This is a genomic window from Gelria sp. Kuro-4 (assembly GCF_019668485.1).
Classification (GTDB): domain Bacteria; phylum Bacillota; class DTU030; order DUMP01; family DUMP01; genus DUMP01.
In genome coordinates, this window is sequence record NZ_AP024619.1 from 319,696 (window position 1) to 337,054 (window position 17,359).

General features: G+C 62.2%; 18 protein-coding genes. 11 read left to right on the plus strand and 7 right to left on the minus strand.

What is annotated here, in order from left to right:
• Positions 1-72 precede the first annotated feature (72 nt).
• Positions 73-1,479, minus strand: a complete 1,407-nt coding sequence (gene mobB / locus K5554_RS01690; protein WP_221039446.1) for a molybdopterin-guanine dinucleotide biosynthesis protein B — start codon at positions 1,477-1,479, stop codon at positions 73-75.
• A gap of 260 nt (positions 1,480-1,739) precedes the next feature.
• Here mobB and K5554_RS01695 point away from each other — a divergent pair, with 260 nt between their 5' ends.
• The 11 genes from K5554_RS01695 to K5554_RS01745 all read left to right on the plus strand — a co-directional run bounded on the left by K5554_RS01695 (position 1,740) and on the right by K5554_RS01745 (position 10,717).
• The gene (locus K5554_RS01695) at positions 1,740-2,462 is read left to right on the plus strand and encodes a DUF362 domain-containing protein (RefSeq protein WP_221039447.1); all 723 of its coding nucleotides are present in this window, start codon (positions 1,740-1,742) and stop codon (positions 2,460-2,462) included.
• A 14-nt stretch (positions 2,463-2,476) separates the two neighbouring features.
• A complete protein-coding gene (locus tag K5554_RS01700; protein WP_221039448.1) occupies positions 2,477-3,106 on the plus strand; it encodes a hypothetical protein in 630 nt (209 codons plus the stop codon).
• 150 nt (positions 3,107-3,256) lie between these two features.
• On the plus strand, positions 3,257-4,255 hold the full coding sequence (locus K5554_RS01705) for a tripartite tricarboxylate transporter substrate binding protein (protein WP_221039449.1): 999 nt from the start codon (positions 3,257-3,259) through the stop codon (positions 4,253-4,255).
• A gap of 177 nt (positions 4,256-4,432) precedes the next feature.
• Positions 4,433-4,870 (plus strand): tripartite tricarboxylate transporter TctB family protein, encoded by a 438-nt coding sequence (locus K5554_RS01710; protein ID WP_221039450.1) that lies wholly within the window; start codon positions 4,433-4,435, stop codon positions 4,868-4,870.
• A gap of 18 nt (positions 4,871-4,888) precedes the next feature.
• Positions 4,889-6,415, plus strand: a complete 1,527-nt coding sequence (locus K5554_RS01715; protein WP_221039451.1) for a tripartite tricarboxylate transporter permease — start codon at positions 4,889-4,891, stop codon at positions 6,413-6,415.
• A gap of 19 nt (positions 6,416-6,434) precedes the next feature.
• Entirely contained in the window at positions 6,435-7,313 is an 879-nt protein-coding gene (locus K5554_RS01720; RefSeq protein ID WP_221039452.1) for a fumarylacetoacetate hydrolase family protein, read from the plus strand.
• A gap of 1 nt (position 7,314) precedes the next feature.
• Positions 7,315-7,527 (plus strand): hypothetical protein, encoded by a 213-nt coding sequence (locus tag K5554_RS01725; protein ID WP_221039453.1) that lies wholly within the window; start codon positions 7,315-7,317, stop codon positions 7,525-7,527.
• A 95-nt stretch (positions 7,528-7,622) separates the two neighbouring features.
• Positions 7,623-8,339, plus strand: a complete 717-nt coding sequence (locus K5554_RS01730; RefSeq protein WP_221039454.1) for a DUF362 domain-containing protein — start codon at positions 7,623-7,625, stop codon at positions 8,337-8,339.
• A gap of 3 nt (positions 8,340-8,342) precedes the next feature.
• Positions 8,343-8,960, plus strand: coding sequence for a hypothetical protein (locus tag K5554_RS01735; RefSeq protein WP_221039455.1), 618 nt, complete (start codon positions 8,343-8,345; stop codon positions 8,958-8,960).
• Between the two features lie 58 nt (positions 8,961-9,018).
• A complete protein-coding gene (locus K5554_RS01740; protein ID WP_221039456.1) occupies positions 9,019-10,005 on the plus strand; it encodes a zinc-binding dehydrogenase in 987 nt (328 codons plus the stop codon).
• A gap of 124 nt (positions 10,006-10,129) precedes the next feature.
• Positions 10,130-10,717 carry a Uma2 family endonuclease gene (locus K5554_RS01745; protein WP_221039457.1) on the plus strand — a complete coding sequence of 196 codons (588 nt, stop codon included), beginning with the start codon at positions 10,130-10,132 and terminating at the stop codon, positions 10,715-10,717.
• 278 nt (positions 10,718-10,995) lie between these two features.
• Here the strand turns inward: K5554_RS01745 and K5554_RS01750 are convergent, their stop codons facing one another.
• The 6 genes from K5554_RS01750 to K5554_RS01775 all read right to left on the minus strand — a co-directional run bounded on the left by K5554_RS01750 (position 10,996) and on the right by K5554_RS01775 (position 17,277).
• Positions 10,996-11,757 (minus strand): creatininase family protein, encoded by a 762-nt coding sequence (locus K5554_RS01750; protein ID WP_221039458.1) that lies wholly within the window; start codon positions 11,755-11,757, stop codon positions 10,996-10,998.
• 77 nt (positions 11,758-11,834) lie between these two features.
• A complete protein-coding gene (locus tag K5554_RS01755; RefSeq protein WP_221039459.1) occupies positions 11,835-12,785 on the minus strand; it encodes an ABC transporter ATP-binding protein in 951 nt (316 codons plus the stop codon).
• A complete protein-coding gene (locus tag K5554_RS01760; protein WP_255565457.1) occupies positions 12,782-13,759 on the minus strand; it encodes an ABC transporter ATP-binding protein in 978 nt (325 codons plus the stop codon). Before K5554_RS01760 ends, K5554_RS01755 begins: the two co-directional genes overlap by 4 nt.
• A gap of 19 nt (positions 13,760-13,778) precedes the next feature.
• Positions 13,779-14,681, minus strand: a complete 903-nt coding sequence (locus K5554_RS01765) for an ABC transporter permease (RefSeq protein WP_255565458.1) — start codon at positions 14,679-14,681, stop codon at positions 13,779-13,781.
• 18 nt (positions 14,682-14,699) lie between these two features.
• A complete protein-coding gene (locus K5554_RS01770; RefSeq protein ID WP_221039461.1) occupies positions 14,700-15,620 on the minus strand; it encodes an ABC transporter permease in 921 nt (306 codons plus the stop codon).
• Between the two features lie 79 nt (positions 15,621-15,699).
• Entirely contained in the window at positions 15,700-17,277 is a 1,578-nt protein-coding gene (locus K5554_RS01775; RefSeq protein WP_221039462.1) for a glutathione ABC transporter substrate-binding protein, read from the minus strand.
• Positions 17,278-17,359 lie beyond the last annotated feature (82 nt).

The following is a 17,359-nucleotide window of genomic DNA, read 5'->3' on the forward strand; positions in this document are numbered from 1 at the left end:
CCTTTGGATGATTTTGGCCCGCACAGCGAGTCATGTTCCCCCTTTATTCTCGGCCGAGGCGGAAAGTACCTGCTAATTCTGCCCTGCGCCCACCCGAAAAGTACGCATCAGGAATTCGCCCAGCTCCTCCACTTCCTCCCAGCCGAAGCCGGGCCGGTCGGCGGGGAGACCCGCTGCCCGGGCCGCCGCCACGTCGCCCACGACAGCGATCGTATCGGGCGGCGGCGGGCTTAAGGGCTCGGAGACCCCGGCCCGAAATACAAGCACTCGGGGGAAGGGCCCGTGTTTCCAGCCCTCCACCAGGATCAAGTCGACCCCGGGAAACCAGTCCGTCAAGCGGGCCCCCGCCTCCTCGTCCGCCAACGGGTAAAAAAGCGCCGTGCGCGCCGGGGTTAGGAGTGCCACCCCCTCCGCCCCGGCCTGTTTGAGCCGCTGTGTGTCTTTGCCGGGCGCGTCGCCGGCGTTTTCCTCGTGCGAGTGTTTCACCGCCGCGACCTTCAAGCCGCGGCGCGTCAGCGCTGTAATCAGCTCGACCAAAAGGGTGGTCTTGCCGCTCCCGGAGGTGCCGACAAAGCTGACCACCGCCGGTCCCTGCCTGGTTCCAGCGGCCTTTTGTTCTTCCTTGCCCCTTTCCCCCAGGTTGAGCGTATAGACCTCGCCGCCGGCCGAATCGATGTAGAGCAGCCGCCGGCGCAGCGGCTCCCCTGCCCCCGTAAGGATCTTGACCACCTCTTGTGCCTGGTAAGCCGCTACCAGGGCCGGAGTGGCGGCCGGGTTGCCCGTCTCCACCTCCACGCCCCGCTCGCGGCTTCCCTCCGGGCCATAAAGCTCGGCCAGCCCGGGGTCGTCCGGATAGATGGTCAGAACCTGCCCCAAGAAGCCGGCAATGGCCCCGTGCACCAGAGGAATCTGCAGCCGGCGCGCGGCCCTTTCCAGGACAAAGCGGCTGGGCAGGTTGTCCAGTGCGTCAACCACTACGTCCGCGCCCCCGAGCAGGAAGGCGGCGTTTTCCTTTGTTAGGCGCGTCTCGTGGCAGCGCACTTCCACGGCGGCATTGATGGCCAGCACGCGCTCGTAGGCCGCCATCACTTTGGGCTTCCCCAGGTCGGCCTCGGTGCAGAGAAGCTGGCGGTTAAGGTTGTTGTCTTCGAAAACATCGCCGTCCACCAGCACCAACGTGCCCACCCCCATCCGGGCCAGGAGTTCCACCACCAGTCCGCCTAAACCACCACAGCCCACCACCGCCACCGTGGCGTTTAAGAGGCGCAACTGGCCGGAAATCCCCACGGTGCCCACGTTGCGCAGGTAACGCCCGGGGATGATCCCAGCCGTAAGCGCGGCGCGCTCCACCTCCCGCCGTGACCGCTGAGACCCCTTAGCCAGTTTCTCTGCCGCGGCCTGCGGGAGCACGCAGAACTCCCTGCCCCCCACCTGCACCCTCTGCGAGGCAGCGGCCAGGTCAACGCTCAAGTCCGTCATTTCGTAGTCCCCTCCTCGTCTACCCGAAGTCTTGCTATCCATTTCTTTTCCCACTGCCAAAACCCTGCCGGGCGCAAAAAGAAATAGGCCGTACGCCTGTTTTGTTTATGTACTTTAATTACAAAACTCGAATCTTAGCTGTTGTAAGAAGGTGTTACCTTTTTACCGTCGAATTTCCCTTGTACAGAAAATCCAGAAACTCTGTCTTATTATATAAGACACGCAGTTCTGGTTAACATCTTGACGAAGGGGAGAGTGGCATGCAGGTAGACGAAGATCGCTGCGTCGGTTGCGGCCGCTGCGTCCTGTACTGCCCGGTGCAGGCCATCAGCCTGAGCGCGGACGGCGGGCACGCCGTAATCGACCAAGATGAGTGTGTGGAGTGTGGGGCCTGTCTGCGCAGCCCCGCCTGCAAGACGGGTGCGCTGTACCAGCCCGAGCTGAGCTACCCGCGGAGCGTACGCAGCATTTTGAGCGACCCCCTCACCATTGCTCCCGAAAGCGGCATCACCGGCCGCGGCACGGAAGAGATGAAGACCAACGACGTCACCGCCCGCTTCAAGCGGGGCTGCGCCGGCGTGGCCGTGGAGGTGGGACGGCCGCTCCTCGGCGCGCGCCTCAGCGACGTGGAGAAGATCGCCATGGCCATCGCCCGCTTCGGGGTGGAATTCGAGAAGGTCAACCCCACCACCAGCCTTATGGCCGACCCCAAGACCGGCAAGTTTAAGGACGAGCTTTTGCGCGAAAAGGTGCTCTCCGCCATCATCGAGTTTGCCGTACCGCTTGAAAAGCTGGAGGATGTGCTCTACACCCTGGAGCGCGTGTCCCATGAGGTGGAGTCGGTGTTCAGCGTGGACGTCTGCTCGCGCTGCAACCCCGACGGCTCTATCCCGCACGAAGAGATACTGGCCAAAGGCAACTGGTGGTATTCCATCAACACCAAGACCAACGTCGGGCTGGGCCGGCCGCCGGCGGCGGAATAGAGGAGGCAGCAGAGATGACACACACCCTGCACCGGATCGGTAGTTGGGACGACTTAGCCGGCGATTATGTATTTCTCATGATGCCGTCCAAGGGCATCAACGTCCAGGGTTCCGGCGAAAAACTCCGCACCTTCTTGCAGATTGCGCTGCAGCACAACCCGGTCAGCATCGGTGATGCCCGCAAGGGCAACGCCTACCATCAGGGCGGTATCGACAACCTCCTGGCCAATGTGGAGGACCAGGCGGTGGTGCACGCCGTCTTCGACAACAAGGAAACCGTGGTGGAGGTGCTCAAGGAACTCGTCAAGGCCGACCTGGGGATGTCGGTGGTAGTGTCGGGCATTGCCGCCGAGGTGCACGAAGCCTGCCACGCCGCCGGCCTCACGCGGCACACGGTGGAACACTCGCTGGGCCGCTGGGGCCGCACCGACAAGCTACCGCCCCGTGAGATCCTGGAGATAACCAACATGTGCGGCCACTCCATGGTACCGGCCCAGCTGGTGCACAAAATGATTGAAGACGTAAAAGCCGGGCGCCGCACCGCCGCGGCGGCAGCGGCGGAGCTCGCCAAGCCCTGCATGTGCGGGATCTTTAACACCGAGCGCGCCGCGCGCCTGCTCACCGCCCTGGCCGCACGCTTTTAGCAGCACCCTGCCGGGGCGCCGCGGCCGGCTAAGCAACCTCCTTTTTCCCGTCGCGCAGCTGAAGGGAGGTGCGAATGCCAGAAAGAACAGTCGGGTAGCGTCGATCATGCAGAAAAGATGGTGCAGAAAGTGCGGAAGGGGGTTATAAGAGTGACAAGGCGAATTGGCGTTGTGGCGGCGGCACTTATGGTGCTCCTTCTCGTTGCCGGCTGCGGTGCGCAGAGCGGCGGGCAGCAGGCTGCACCTGAGTCCAAGTACCCGGAAAAAACCATCACCTACGTCGTTCCTTGGGGCGCCGGCGGCGGCAGCGACGTTATGGCCCGCATGGTGGTGGACATCATCCAGCAGAACAAGTTCCTGCCACAACCTGTGGTCGTGGTTAACAAGCCGGGCGGCAGCGGGGCCATCGGCATGAACGAAGTGGCCCAGAAGAAGGGAGACCCGTACACCATCATCGGCGTCGTTTCCGGCCAGATCAGTACGCCCATCACCACCGGTGCCGAGGTGAAAGCCTCCACCTTCAAGCCCATCGCCGCTCTGGCCCTGGATGAGTTCTTCCTCCTGGTCAAGCCTGACTCCCAGTTCAAAACCCTGAAAGACGCCGTGGATTACGCCAAAGCCAACCCTGGGAAACTCACGGTGGGCGGCACCGGCACCGGCTCCGAGGACCACATGTGCACCGGCCTCTTCCAAAAGGCCGCCGGCATTAAGGTGGAGTACATCCCCTTCGACGGCGGCGGCGAAACCATCAGCGCCCTCCTCGGCGGGCACGTTCAGTTAGCCTGGGCTAACCCGTCGGAGTGCGCCTCGCAGCTGAAGGGCGGTCTGGTGAAGGTGCTGGGCGTTATGGCACCCGAGCGCTTGAAGACCTACCCGGACATTCCCACCTTCAAGGAGCAGGGCTACGACGCCGTCTTCCGCCAGCTTCGTGCCATTTCCGGTACACCGGACATGCCGGACTACGCCGTCAAGACCATCGCCGAGGCCCTGAAGAAGGTCTCCGAGTCGGAGCGCTGGCAGAAGGACTACATCGAGAAGAACGCCCTCACCTCCCAGTACCTGGGACCGGAAGAGTACGCCCAGGCCGTTGCCGACGCGGAGAAACAGTACACCGAGATTCTTACCGATCTTGGGCTTATAAAGAAGTAAAACAGCCTGAACGGGGCTTGCCCACACGGGCAGAGCAGGTTTCATCCTCCGCCCGCTGCCTTGGGCGCCCGGCGCGCTGCAAGACCAGATAGGGGAGGGCTTACTGGGTCGCGGCCTGCCGGGAGCCGGAAAACCCTCCCCGCTTCGTGGCGGACTAAGAGAACGGGGGCAGATCATATGTCTGGCGATCGTCTAGCCGCCCTGGTAAGCTTTGTCGTCGGCCTGCACTGGTCCTACAAGGGCCTGGTTTACGGTTACTGGATGGACATGGGACCAGGGCCCGGGTTTATCCCGGTACTTTTCGGCAGCCTGACGCTCATCCTCAGTATTTCACTTTTCCTGCAAACCCTGCGCAAAAAAGGCGACGCCCTAACCGTCCGGGAGGTGCGTACAGTCGCCCTCGTGGCAGCCGCGGTAGGCGTAAGCATCTGGCTCATGCACCTTCTCGGCACCTTTGTCAGCTTGGGACTTTTTCTGGTCGCCTGGCTGTGTCTCCTGGAACATTACCGCTTGGCGGCCGCGCTGAAGATCGCTCTACCCACCGTGATAGTGGCTTATCTTGTCTTCACCGTCTGGCTCCAGGTTCCACTGCCGCAGGGTCTTTTCGGTTTTTAAGGAAAGGTAGGGTCACCTATGGAAATCCTCAATTACCTGCTGCTAGGATTTGCCCAGGCGTTGCAACCGGTCAACATCCTGTTCGCCTTCCTGGGCGGCCTGATGGGCGTCATCGTGGGCGGACTCCCGGGGCTGGGGTCGGTCGCCGGCGTGGCCCTGCTTCTGCCGCTCACCTTTAAGATGAACCCGGCCACGGCCATCATCATGTTGGCCGCCCTGTACTACGGTAACATGTTCGGCGGCTCCATCAGCGCCATCCTCATTAACATCCCCGGGGACTCACCTGCCGTGATGACCGCCCTGGACGGTAACCAGCTCGCCAAGCAAGGTCGCGCCGGTCACGCCCTCTTTATGGCCTTCAGCGCCTCCTTCTGCGGCGGACTGATCGGTATCATCATCCTCACCCTCATGGGGCCGCTGCTCGCCTTTTTAGGGCTCAAGTTCGGGCCGCCGGAGTTCGCGGCGCTCATCGTCCTCGCCCTCACCAGCATCGGCTGGCTTCTGGGGGACAATCCGGTGAAGGGTGTCATCGCCGGCGCGGTGGGACTGCTCTTGGCCACCATCGGGGTGGACATGATTCAAGGCCAACCGCGCTTCACTTTCGGCCTGGTCAACCTCTCTGCCGGCGTTCCCTTCATCCCGTTCGTCATCGGTCTCTTCGGCCTCTCCCAAGTGATGCTGATGCTGGCTCGTCCGGAGGAGTTCACCGGCGGCGAACAACTGTATCAGAAATTGTCGCTCAAAGACAGCCTCCTCGCGTGGGCCGAGTGGCTCCGTTGCGCCTGGACCATTGTACGCAGCGCCGTTTTGGGCTTTTACATCGGCCTGCTTCCCGGCTCGGGGGCAACCACTGCCGCCTTCCTTTCGTATATCGCCGCCAAGCGGCTGAGTAAGCACCCGGAACGGCTGGGCAAAGGCGCCCTCGAGGGTGTAGCCGCGTCGGAGGCGGCGAACAACGCCGCCAGCATCGGCGCCTTTGCTCCGCTCTTATCGCTGGGCATTCCCGGCTCCGGCACCACGGCCATCCTGCTCGGCGGTCTCATGATGTGGGGGCTCACCCCCGGCCCTCTCCTCTTTAAGGAAGCGCCGCAGTTCGTCTGGGGCCTCATCGCCAGCATGTACGTAGGGAACCTCCTGGTAGCCCTCACGTGCATTTTGTCCATTCCCTTTTTGATTTACGTCCTTAAGGTGCCGCGCTCCGCGCTGGCGCCCATCATCGTTACTGTCTGCATCCTCGGTGCCTACAGCGTGAACAACAGCGTTTTCGACCTCTGGGTGATGGTTTTCGCCGGGCTCCTGGGCTACTTCATGAACCGCTTCAGTTTCCCCATCCCGGCGCTGGTGCTCTCCCTCGTGCTCGGCCCGCGCCTGCAGACTTCCATCCGCCAGTCCTTCATGATCTCCCACGGCAGCGCAGCCATCTTTCTCACCCGGCCCATCTCCCTGACCCTGCTTTTGATCGCGGTCTTTCTGACGCTGCTTCCGGCGCTCAGCGCCTGGCACAAGAAGCGGCTGGCGCAACAGAGTGCAGTGGTCGGCGGGTAAGCGGGAAGGAGGCTGGAGTATGAAGCTGGTGCAGTTTTACGGTCCACAAGGTGCGCTTAAGGTGGGCCTGCTCCAGGGCAACGTTGTGCGCGATTTAACCCTGCCCGGGGACGGGCTGACCACTACCAATGCCTACTGTCGGTGCGCTCTGGCCGCCGGTACCGACCTGGCCGCTCTGGTGGCGGGCGTAGCGGCCGGTCGGGAACTCCCGTGCTGGGAGTTGGCGCAGGTTCGCCTTACCCTGCCCTTTTACCCGGACGAGGTGTGGGGATGCGGTGTAACCTACAAAAAGAGCATGGAGTTTCGGGCCGAGGAACTAGCCGAACCAGAGAACATTTATGAACGGGTCTACAGCGCCGCCCGGCCGGAGGTTTTCTTCAAGGGTACGGCGGCCCGCTGCAGCGGGCCGGGCGAGACCATCGGCAAGCGGGCCGACTCGCACTTCACCGCGCCCGAGCCGGAGTTGGCCGTGCTGGTGGGAGCGGAGGGGCAGGTGCTGGGCTACACCCTGGCCAACGACGTCTCTGCCTGGGACATCGAGCGGGAAAACGCCCTCTACCTCCCACAAAGCAAAATCTACGCCAAGTGTTGCGCCCTCGGGCCTTACCTCGTCACCCCCGACGAAATCCCTGATCCGTATGCCATAGCCATATCTTGCCGCATCCGGCGGCAAGGGGATATAATCTTCACAGGTGCCAGCAGCACCGCTAATTTGAAGCGGCGGATCCCCGACCTGGTCAGCACCGTTCGCTCCGCCAACGTTCTTCCACCCCTCACCGCCATCCTCACCGGCACGGGGATCATCGTCCCGGAGGCGGCGGCGCTCGCGCCGGGTGACGTGGTGGAGATAACCGGCAGCGGGCTCGGCACTCTGGAAAACGTCGTGGAGGAGGTTTAGATTGCTCGCCGATTTGCTCTATGAACTGGTGCAGATCCCAGGCCCTTCAGGGCACGAGGGGCGTGTGGCCGCGCGCATGGAAGCAGCCCTGCAGCCATACGTGGAGCGCCGCTATTCGCACTCGCCCTGCGAGGTGGTGGACGTGCGCGACGCTGCAGCCGCTGCCCGCATCCTCGTCGGCGCGCTGCCCCACATCTTCGCCTCCGCTGACTAGTACTGAGCAAAAAGCTCCCGGCCGGCGGCCCACTTCAAGATACCTGTACTTTCTCTTTAATCTAAATGCCAACCGGCAAAAGAGGAGGACCGTTCATGCGCATCAACCCCGATCTTTGCATCGGCTGCGGGTCCTGCGTCCCGTACTGCCCCATGCGCGCCATCAGCCTGAAAGACCACGCCGTGGTGAACGAGGACGAGTGCGTGGAGTGCGGCATCTGCATCCGCGCCGGCGTCTGCCCCGTGGACGCCTTCGAGCCGCCTAAGCTCGAGTACCCGCGCATCCTGCGCCAGGTCTTCTCCGACCCTCTGGTGACCCACCCCGGGACCAACGTCCCCGGGCGCGGCACCGAGGAGATGAAGACCAACGACGTCACCGGCCGCTTCCGCCGCGGTCACGCCGGCATCGCCGTGGAGCTCGGCCGGCCCGGCACCGGCACCCGCCTCTACAACGTGGAGAAGGTGGCCCAGGCGGTGGCCCCCTTCGGCGTCAAGTTCGAGCCGAAGAACCCCACCACTCAGCTCATGGTGGACCAGAGCACCGGGAAATTAAAGGACGACTGCCTGAACGAGAAGGTCCTTTCCGCCATTGTGGAGTTCGACTGCCGGGAGGACCAGGTGGTGCCCATCCTCACCGCCATCAAGAAGGTGGCGGCCGAGCTCGATACTGTCTTCTCGCTGGACATCTGCAGCCGCGTGGCGGAGGACGGCACCATCCCCACGGCGGAGCTGGCCCGCCGGGCCGGGTTCACCCCTTCCATCAACGGCAAAACCAACGCCGGCCTCGGCCGGCCCCTGGCAAAGGAGGACTAACCCATGACCCACACCCTGCACCGAAGCGGCGACCCCGCTGGCCTAGCCCACGACTACGTGATCTTTGCCATCGCGGCCCAGGGGGTGAACTCCCAGGGCGCGGCCCCCAAGTTCAAACGGTTCGCCGACATCGCTTTGAAGTACAACCCGGTGAACTTCGGCGACATGAAGAGCGGGAACATGTTCACCGTGGGGAAGGACGAGATTCTGGGGAACTTCCGGGAGAACTCCATCGTCCACGCGGTGTTCACGGATAAAGAGACCGTCCTCAAGTGCCTGAAAGAGGTGAAGGAGGCGGACATCGGGCTTTCCATCGTGGTCTCGGGCCTGGTGCACGAGGTGGGCGAGGCCTGCTGCGCCGCCGGGACGGCGGCGCACACGGTGGAGCACTCGCTGGGGATCCACGGGGCGAGGGAGAAGCTCCCGGCCCCGGCGGTGCTCGACATCAGCACGATGTGCGGCCACGGCATGGTGGCCTTCTCGCTGGTGGAGCACCTGGTGGACGAGGTGAAGGCCGGGCGCACCACGGTGGAAAAGGCGGCCCGGGAGCTGGCCAAGCAGTGCGTCTGCGGGGTCTTTAACCCCGTGCGGGCGGCGGAGATCATCCAAGGGCTGGTGTAACCGTGCGGGGGCGCCCAGTGCGCCCTTTTTTCTGTAGAAAGAGAAAGGAGTGACCGTCGTGTCCATCAAGACCCGCGCTGCCGTGCTGAAGGGGCCGTATGATATTGAGCTCACGGAACGGGAACTCACCTGCGGGCCCACCGAGGTGATCGTCAAAAACCACCTCATGGGCATCTGCGGCTCCGACAAGAACTTCTACCGCGGCAAGCTCCCGCCGCAGACGGCGGAGTTTCGCCAGGAACCCGGCTTCCCCTTCTACCTCGGCCACGAAAGCGGCGGTACCGTGGTGGAAGTGGGCGAGCGCGTCCACGAGTACAAGGTGGGCGATGCGGTTATGGCCTTCGGCTGGAACAACAACTTCGCCGACTACTTCAAGGCCCCGGTGACCGACCTGCAGCCCGTCCCGCCCGGCCTCGACCTGGACCTGGCGAGCCTGGGCGAGCCCGTCGGCTGCGCCATGTTCGCCGGCATGGAAGCGCAGGTGAAGCTGGGAGACGTGGTGGCGGTGTTCGGCGCCGGCTTCGCCGGCCAGGTGATCGCCCAGTGCGCCAAGGCCGCCGGCGCCTATCGCGTGGCCGTGGTGGACGTCTGCGCCGGCAAGCTCCGCCTGGCCAAGGAGCTGGGGGCGGACGTCGTGGTGAACACCGCCGAAGAAGACCCGGTGGCCGCCGTTAAAGACCTAACCGGCGGCCGGGGCGCCGACGTGGTGGTGGAAGCGGCCGGCAGCGAGGAGGCCATCAACCAGGCCACGCAGGCCCTGGCCTACGGCGGGAAGTTCGTCTTTTACAGCTGGGTGACACAGCCGGTGCGCCTCGATATCTCGCGCTGGCACGACGACGGCTTCACTTTCATCAACGCCTGCCTGGTCCACCACACGCGCGAAGAGCGCTTCGTCTGGGCGCCGCGCGCCCTGCGGCCGGTGGCCCAGGGCTTGGTGAAGATCCGCCCCCTCATCACCCACGAGTTCAAGCTGAGCGAGATCAAAGATGCTTTTGCCCTGGTGGACAAGGATGACACGGCGGTGAAGGTGGTACTGCGGCCCTAGCCCAAGCACCGGTCGGTGGTTTATTCGAGCAGGTGGGGGCGCGGCAGAGGCATCCCAGACCAGGTTGATGAGTCTTATGAAGAGCTCCTTGTGGTATAATAAACCAGGAAAGGAGGGCAAAGCCATGGGCATGGCACTCGAAGAGGTCGCCGCCACCAAGCTCACCTACGAGGACTACCTGCTCTTCCCGGAAGACGGGCGGCGGCACGAACTGATTGGGGGGGAGCATTACGTGACGCCGGCACCAACCACACGGCACCAGCGCTTGTTGGCCAGACTGTTCCGTGTCCTTAGCGAGCAGGTGGAAAAGTATACGCTGGGTGAAGTATTGTTTGCCCCCGTCGACGTCGTCCTTTCCCCCGAGGATGTGGTGCAGCCGGATCTCATCTTCCTCAGCAACAGCCGCCGCCAGCGCCTGACGGCCAAGAACATTCAGGGCGCCCCCGACCTGGTGGTGGAGGTCATCTCCGATGCCTCCCGCCGGCTGGACAAGAAGCTCAAGCGCGCCCTCTACAGCCGCTGCGATGTCCGCGAGTACTGGCTTTTCGACCCCGAGCTGCGCATCGCTGAGATCTACCGCCGCGACGGCGAGAACCACCTGGTGAAGGTTGCCGAATACGAAGACACAGGCGAGCTCACTTCTACCCTCTTCCCGGGCCTGACCCTCGCCCTCGCCGGTCTCTGGCCGCCGGAACCGGAGGGCAGTGCCTGAGCGCCGGGTTCCGCACACCCCCTTTTAGTGCGGGCAGGTGAGTTGTGCAGTGCCGCGGCCAGGTGGAAAAACCGCCGGCAGAAATGTGCGCGGGCGGCCCTATTGTAGGGCCGCCCTAAGTATGATGCGGTTTCCGCTTCGCTCCTGTTTAACGGCGGGCAGCGTTCCTCCTGCAGCCCATGGGGCTTTTCTCCGCTTACCGCCGCGCCGGTTCTTGTATCTTAGTGCTCTCCACGGCGAAGGTGCATTATCGAACGGGTTGGGAGTTTACAGCCGGATCACGCGTTCTTGACAAAGTCGCGGATAAAAACCCCCAGCCGCTCCACTACCTTGTCGCAGATCTCTTTCCCCAGCTCTTTGCCGGTTCCCTCTGGATCGCCAAAGGCACCGTTAGCAGTGACTTCGTGGGTATAGAAGGGAAAGTCCACCTTCCACTGGTCCCGCGAGCCGATCATTTTGTAGGGCCAGTGCTCGTCACCCTTGGCTAAGCGGTCCATATGCACAAGATCCTCGTCCAGGTAGAGCGCGACAGCCAACCCTGGGTCGGCCCCGTGGCCGCGCTTTTCAGCCGGGATTTTGGCGACCACGTCGCGTACCAGGTCGATGTACAGGGTGTGCGCCACTTCCACACCCAGCTTTTCTTTTAGGTCCATAGCCACCACGTTGCAGGCGTGTTTGTTGCCGCCGTGCGTGTCGATTAAGAGAAACTTCTTGAAACCGAACCGATGCAGGCTGGTGACGATGTCCTCAACCACGGCCATAAAGGTGGACTGTCGCAACGTCACTGTGCCGGGAAAGCGCATGTGGTGGAAAGAAACACCGATGTGCACCGGCGGGGTGACAACCGCCAGCGGATGCACCTGCTTGGCCACCAGCTTGGCCAGTTCGTACGCCTGCGCCCCGTCCACCTTCAGCTTAATGCCGGGGCCGTGCTGTTCATTGGATCCCACAGGAATAATCGCCAGTTTCGCTACCTTGTAGGCTGCTTCAGCCTCCGGCCAGGTCATCTCAGGCAGAAGGTAGATGCCCTCTATATTCACGCCAATCATCCCTCCGTAGTTTTTCCGGCGGCAGCGCAGACAGCGTACGCCGCCGGTTCTGTTTTTTCCGGGCTTGCTCACTGCACCAGGTGGCAAGCCACTCGGTGTCCCGGTGCCACTTCCTTCAGTACCGGATCTTCTTTCCCGCACCTTTCTTCTGCCCGCCAGCAACGCTTGGCAAAGCGGCAGCCGGGCGGCGGGTTGATGGGGCTGGGCACGTCGCCCTTCAGGATGATACGTTCCCGCTGTTTACCTACCTTCGGCACGGGGATGGCCGAGAGCAAGGCCTGAGTGTAGGGATGGATCGGCCGCCGGAACAGTTCCTCGCCCTCGGCCTCCTCCACCACGCGTCCCAGGTACATCACCAGGATCCGCTGGGAGATGTGCTTCACCACGCTCAGGTCATGGGAAATGAAGAGGTAGGTGAGCCCCAGCTTTTCCTGCAGGTCCTGCAGCAGGTTGAGGATCTGCGCCTGAATGGAAACGTCCAGTGCGGACACCGGCTCGTCGCAGACGATGAACTCCGGGTTAAGCGCCAGGGCGCGGGTGATGCCCACCCGTTGCCGCCGGCCGCCATCCAACTCGTGGGGAAATTTATCGGCCATCTCAGACGTGACGCCTGTGGCCGCCATTAGCTCGTCCACCCGCTCCCAAAGCTCTTTGCCCTTGACAGTGCGTTGAATCAAGAGCGGTTCGGCAATGATCTGGCGCACCGTCTTGCGCGGGTCCAGGCACGAATACGGGTCCTGGAAGATCATCTGCATTCTGCGCCGCAGGACCTTCATTTGTGCCGCCCCGGCCGCCAGGACGTTTTCGCCGGCAAAGAGAACCTGTCCCTTGGTAGCCGGCAGGAGCCGCAACACCAAGCGGCCGGTGGTGGACTTCCCGCACCCGCTCTCCCCTACCAGGCCCAGGGTTTCCCCCCGGTTGATGGCAAAGTCGACGCCATCCACGGCGTGGAGTTTACCGCGTCCCTTTACCTCAAAGTGCTTGGTCAGGTCTTTAACCGTAAGCAGCGGTGTGCTCATCGGCCTCCACCTCCCCTCCCGGCCTTCAGGCAGGCAACACTATGGTCCTGAGCCACCGGCACCAGATTGGGGCGCTCTCCGGCGCAGGCCGCGGCAGCTTCCGGGCAACGCGGGTAGAAGGCGCAACCGCGCGGCAGGTGCAGCGGATCCGGCATCATACCCTCCACCGGCCGTAAGCGCCGGCTGCGCCTTTCCAGATCGGGCAACGAGCCGAACAGCCCCCGTGAGTACGGGTGCGCCGGAGCGCCAAACACCGCTGCCACTGTACCGCTCTCGACAATGCTGCCTGCGTACATGACCGCCACCCGGTCGCAGATTTCCGCCACAATCCCCAGGTTGTGGGTAATCATGATGAGCGACATCCGGAACTTCTCTTTCAGCTCATTCATTAGCGCCAGCACCTGGGCCTGGATGGTGACATCGAGAGCCGTGGTCGGCTCGTCGGCGATAAGCAGCTCCGGGCGACAAGCCAGGGCCATGGCGATGCCCACACGTTGGCGCATCCCACCGCTGAACTGGTGCGGGTACTCGTTCGCCCGGTAAGAGGGTATACCTACCACTTCCAGCATGCCGCCCGCCCGTTCCTGCGCCTCGCGGGGCTGCAGCCCCTGGTGCTGGGCCAAAACAGCGGCAATTTGCTCGCCCACAGTGAAGACAGGGTTGAGCGACGTCATCGGGTTCTGGAAGATCATCGAGATCTCGTTACCGCGCAGGCGGCGCATTTCGAGTTCAGGCAGCTCAAGAATGTTGCGCCCCTTAAACTTGATCTCCCCGCCTACAATGCGGCCGACCGGTTGCGGCAGCAGGCGCAGGATGGACAACGCCGTGGTGGTCTTGCCTGCTCCTGTCTCCCCCACCAGCCCCAGGCTTTCGCCTCCGCCGACGACCAGGTGCAAGTGGTTCACGGCCTGCGCCCGGCCCTCAAACGTGTGGTACTCCACCGAAAGGTCGTGGATTTCTAGTAGCGAGGCCAATGTCTCACCCCCGGTGCAGCTATTCCTTAAGTTTTGGATCGAGAATGTCACGCAGGCCATCGCCCAAGAGGTTAAGTCCCAGCGCCAGGAGCAGAATGGCCAAGCCAGTATACGTGGTTAGGTGCGGTGCGACCAGGAGGTACTCGCGCCCCTTGGCCAGCATGGCACCCCATTCAGGTGAAGGCGGTTGCGCCCCCAGCCCCAGAAAGCCCAACCCGGCAGCGGTAAGAATCGCCGAACTCACGTTCAGGGTGCTCCAGACGATGAGCGGGGAGATGATGTTGGGCAAAATGTGCCAGGCGAGGATCCAGAGGTCACTAGCCCCCATAGCCCGGGCGGCCTCGATATACTCTTGATTCTTAATGGAAAGCACCTCTCCCCGCGCCAGGCGCGCGAAGGCCGGCACGGTAAACACGCCCACCGCGATCACGGCGTTCTGGAGGTTGGGGCCAAGAATGCTGACAATGACGATGGCAAGAAGGATGCTCGGAAACGCCATCAAAACGTCAATAATCCGCATCACCACGTTGTCAAACGTCCCGCCGTAATACCCGGCGGTGAGCCCGAGCGGTACACCAACCAGAGCCGCCAGCCCTACCGCCACCAAGCCGACGAGCAGGGAAATCTGCGAGCCGTACAGGATACGGCTCAGGATGTCGCGGCCTAGTTCGTCCGTCCCCAAGAGGTGCTGGGGCCCCGGCTTAGTCAAAATTTGAGCGAAGTCAGGCAGCAAAGGATCGTAAGGTGCTATCCAGGGTGTAATTAGAGCCACCGCGACAAAGGCAAGGACAATCACCAGCCCGATGACGGCCACCGGGCGTTTACGGAACCGGTACCACTGCCGTGCCAGTTCCCGGCGCGTAGCCGGGCTGAGCCAGGCCCGCCGCGGTGGTGCCGGCCGTGCAACCTGTACCTGAGGCAAGGCACTACCCCCTCGTCCTTAGCTGTAGCGAATGCGCGGGTTAACGTAGGCGTAAAGCAGGTCGACCACCAGGTTCACCAGGACGAAGGCTGCGGCCACCACCAGGATCGCCGCCTGCACGACAGGAAAATCGCGCGCCTTTATGGACTCCACCGCCAGGCGACCGATCCCCGGCAACGCAAAGACCGTCTCCGTGATCACCGCCCCGCCCAGCTGCTGCCCAAATTGCAGGCCGACCACAGTGATGACGGTGTTGAGTGCGTTCTTGAGGGCGTATTTAAAAATAATCACCCACTCCGGTAGTCCTTGGGCGCGGGCGGTCAGGATATAATCCTGGCCCATAATCTCCAGCATACTGGAACGCGTCATCCGCGCGATCATGGCCAGCGGCCGCGCCCCCAGGGTAATGGCCGGCAGGATCCATGCCCGCCAGGAATCGAGGCCCATAAGCGGCAGCCAGCCAAGCCGTACCGAAAAAAACAGCATCAGCATAAGGCCCAGGTAAAAGGGTGTAATCGAAATGCCGATCAAAGCGACCACCATGCTGATGTTGTCGTAAACCGAATACCGGCGTACGGCCGATATGATCCCGGTGACCAGGCCGAAAATGGTGGCAAAAAGCATGGAGAAGACGGTAAGATTGAGGGTGTTTTTGAAGCGAAAACCAATCTCCTGCGCTACCGGCCGACCGGTACGTATGGACGTGCCGAAGTCCCCATGCACCGCCCGTGCCATCCAGCTCAGGTACTGTTCGTACAACGGGCGGTCCAGGCCCAGGCTCTGGCGCACGTTGGCGATGTCTTCCTGTGAAGCTCCTTCGCCGGCAATCACCTCGGCCGGGTCCCCCGGCATCAGGTAGATGGTAGAAAACACCAGGACTGACACCACAACAAGAAGCGGGATCAGCATCAGCAACCGGCGGAGGGTATACTTGAACATACGGCCACCCTCTCAAGGTGATTTGGAGCGGCCCCTGGACAGCAGGAGCTCCCTGGCCAGGGGCCGGCTTAAGACGGAACTACTTCTTTTCTACGTAGCGCAGGTCAACGAACTCGTTGGGCCAAATGACCTCGCCTGCGATGTTCTTGCGCTTGGCCACAATTTGTTTTTCGTAGTAAAGGGAAGCCCAGGGCAGCGCCTCCTGCACCTTGAGCTGCATTTCGTGCAAAACCTGCTTTCTCTTCTCCGGGTCCACCGTGCGCCGCTGTTCATCCACCAGCTTGTCAATGGTAGGATCGGAGAGGAAGGAGTAGTTCAGGGAACCACCCGTCTTCCAACAAATCTGAGAGGTAAAGTCGAGGTCGCCGGAGGGCGAGCCCTTGCCTACCATAAAAAGTTGCGTATCCTTACCCTCTCGAAGAGCATTGGAGAAGATGGACCAGTCCAGCGTCTGTAGATCGGCCTTAAACCCTGCCTGTGCAATTTGGGCCTGGATGGCTTCCGCCACCTGCTTGTCCATGTTATAGCGGCCAAAAGGCGCGTAGAACTTGATTTCGACACCGTTGGGGTAACCGGCCTCGGCCAGAAGCTGCTTGGCCTTGTCCGGATTGTACTCGTACGTCGGCAGGTCACTGGCAGCGCCGGGGATAGAGGTAGCCTCCGGGCCGACGGCCTTCGTTGCCGTACCGCCGAGGACGGTCTGGATGATGGCATCGCGGTCGATGGCGTAGTTGAGCGCCTGGCGGACGCGAACATCATTGAAGGGTTTATTCTTCATGTTCATGCCCAGGTAGATGGTGCGGAACCCTTCCGCCAAGACAACCTCGACATCCTTGTTGGCCTTGAGCTGCTCGATCTGGAAGGGCGGTACGTTGGAGATGATGTCCACTTCGCCCGTTTGCAGCGCCATCACCCGGGTGGTGTTTTCGGGGATAATCTTAAAGACGAGGGTTTTCGTCTTGGGCTTTTCGCCCCAGTAGTTCTCGTTACGCTCAAAGACCATTTTTTCGCCCGGTTGCCACTCTTTTAGAATATAGGGGCCGGTGCCGGCGGGGTGCCGGCCGTAGTCCTTACCGTACTGATCAATGGCCTTGGGGCTGAGAATAGCCGCGTTGTAAGTAGCCAGCTGTGAAAGGAAGGGACCGAAAGGTTCATTGGTTGTAAGCTCAATGGTGTAAGGGTCCACCACCTTCATGGCGGTGATCATGGAAAGGATGGAACGCCGCGGCGAGCCGGTCGCCGGGTCAAGGATGCGTTCAAAGGACTTCTTTACCGCCTCGGCGTTGAAGTCCGCCCCATCCTGGAACTTTACACCCTGGCGCAGGTGAAAGGTCCAGGTCTTCCCATCGGAGGAGGTCTCCCACGTCTCTGCCAGCTTGCCGACGATGTTCATGTCCTTATCCCAGGTTACCAGGGTCTCGTGCACATGCATCACGGCGTTAGCGGTGGGTACATTGTCCACCATCTGCGGGTCCATGGTGGTGGCATCGACACCAACACCGTAAACGACGGCATCGTTCCCACCGCCGGCGCCGGCACTGTCCTGCTGTCCTTGCGTTCCACCTGCCGGCTGTTGCCCGCCTCCGGAGGAACAACCGGCGGTAAGGGCCAGTATTGTCGCCAAGAGCAAAGGCAGCCATTTTATTTTTCTGTGCATGGTTCTACCTCCTCCGAATCTTTTTCTTAGAAATGCATGGGGCAGTTGCCATAATTGCTGGCCTATTTACCTTCCTTGTCAC

What these genes read in the sequence shown, in the direction of transcription:
- K5554_RS01730 (WP_221039454.1), top strand. Translation starts at nt 7,623, where the DNA reads ATGCGCATCAACCCCGATCTTTGCATCGGCTGCGGGTCCTGCGTCCCG.
- K5554_RS01700 (WP_221039448.1), top strand. Translation starts at nt 2,477, where the DNA reads ATGACACACACCCTGCACCGGATCGGTAGTTGGGACGACTTAGCCGGC.
- K5554_RS01720 (WP_221039452.1), top strand. Translation starts at nt 6,435, where the DNA reads ATGAAGCTGGTGCAGTTTTACGGTCCACAAGGTGCGCTTAAGGTGGGC.
- K5554_RS01770 (WP_221039461.1), bottom strand. Translation starts at nt 15,620, where the DNA reads ATGTTCAAGTATACCCTCCGCCGGTTGCTGATGCTGATCCCGCTTCTT.
- K5554_RS01745 (WP_221039457.1), top strand. Translation starts at nt 10,130, where the DNA reads ATGGGCATGGCACTCGAAGAGGTCGCCGCCACCAAGCTCACCTACGAG.
- K5554_RS01695 (WP_221039447.1), top strand. Translation starts at nt 1,740, where the DNA reads ATGCAGGTAGACGAAGATCGCTGCGTCGGTTGCGGCCGCTGCGTCCTG.
- K5554_RS01710 (WP_221039450.1), top strand. Translation starts at nt 4,433, where the DNA reads ATGTCTGGCGATCGTCTAGCCGCCCTGGTAAGCTTTGTCGTCGGCCTG.
- K5554_RS01775 (WP_221039462.1), bottom strand. Translation starts at nt 17,277, where the DNA reads ATGCACAGAAAAATAAAATGGCTGCCTTTGCTCTTGGCGACAATACTG.
- mobB (WP_221039446.1), bottom strand. Translation starts at nt 1,479, where the DNA reads ATGACGGACTTGAGCGTTGACCTGGCCGCTGCCTCGCAGAGGGTGCAG.
- K5554_RS01755 (WP_221039459.1), bottom strand. Translation starts at nt 12,785, where the DNA reads ATGAGCACACCGCTGCTTACGGTTAAAGACCTGACCAAGCACTTTGAG.
- K5554_RS01735 (WP_221039455.1), top strand. Translation starts at nt 8,343, where the DNA reads ATGACCCACACCCTGCACCGAAGCGGCGACCCCGCTGGCCTAGCCCAC.
- K5554_RS01715 (WP_221039451.1), top strand. Translation starts at nt 4,889, where the DNA reads ATGGAAATCCTCAATTACCTGCTGCTAGGATTTGCCCAGGCGTTGCAA.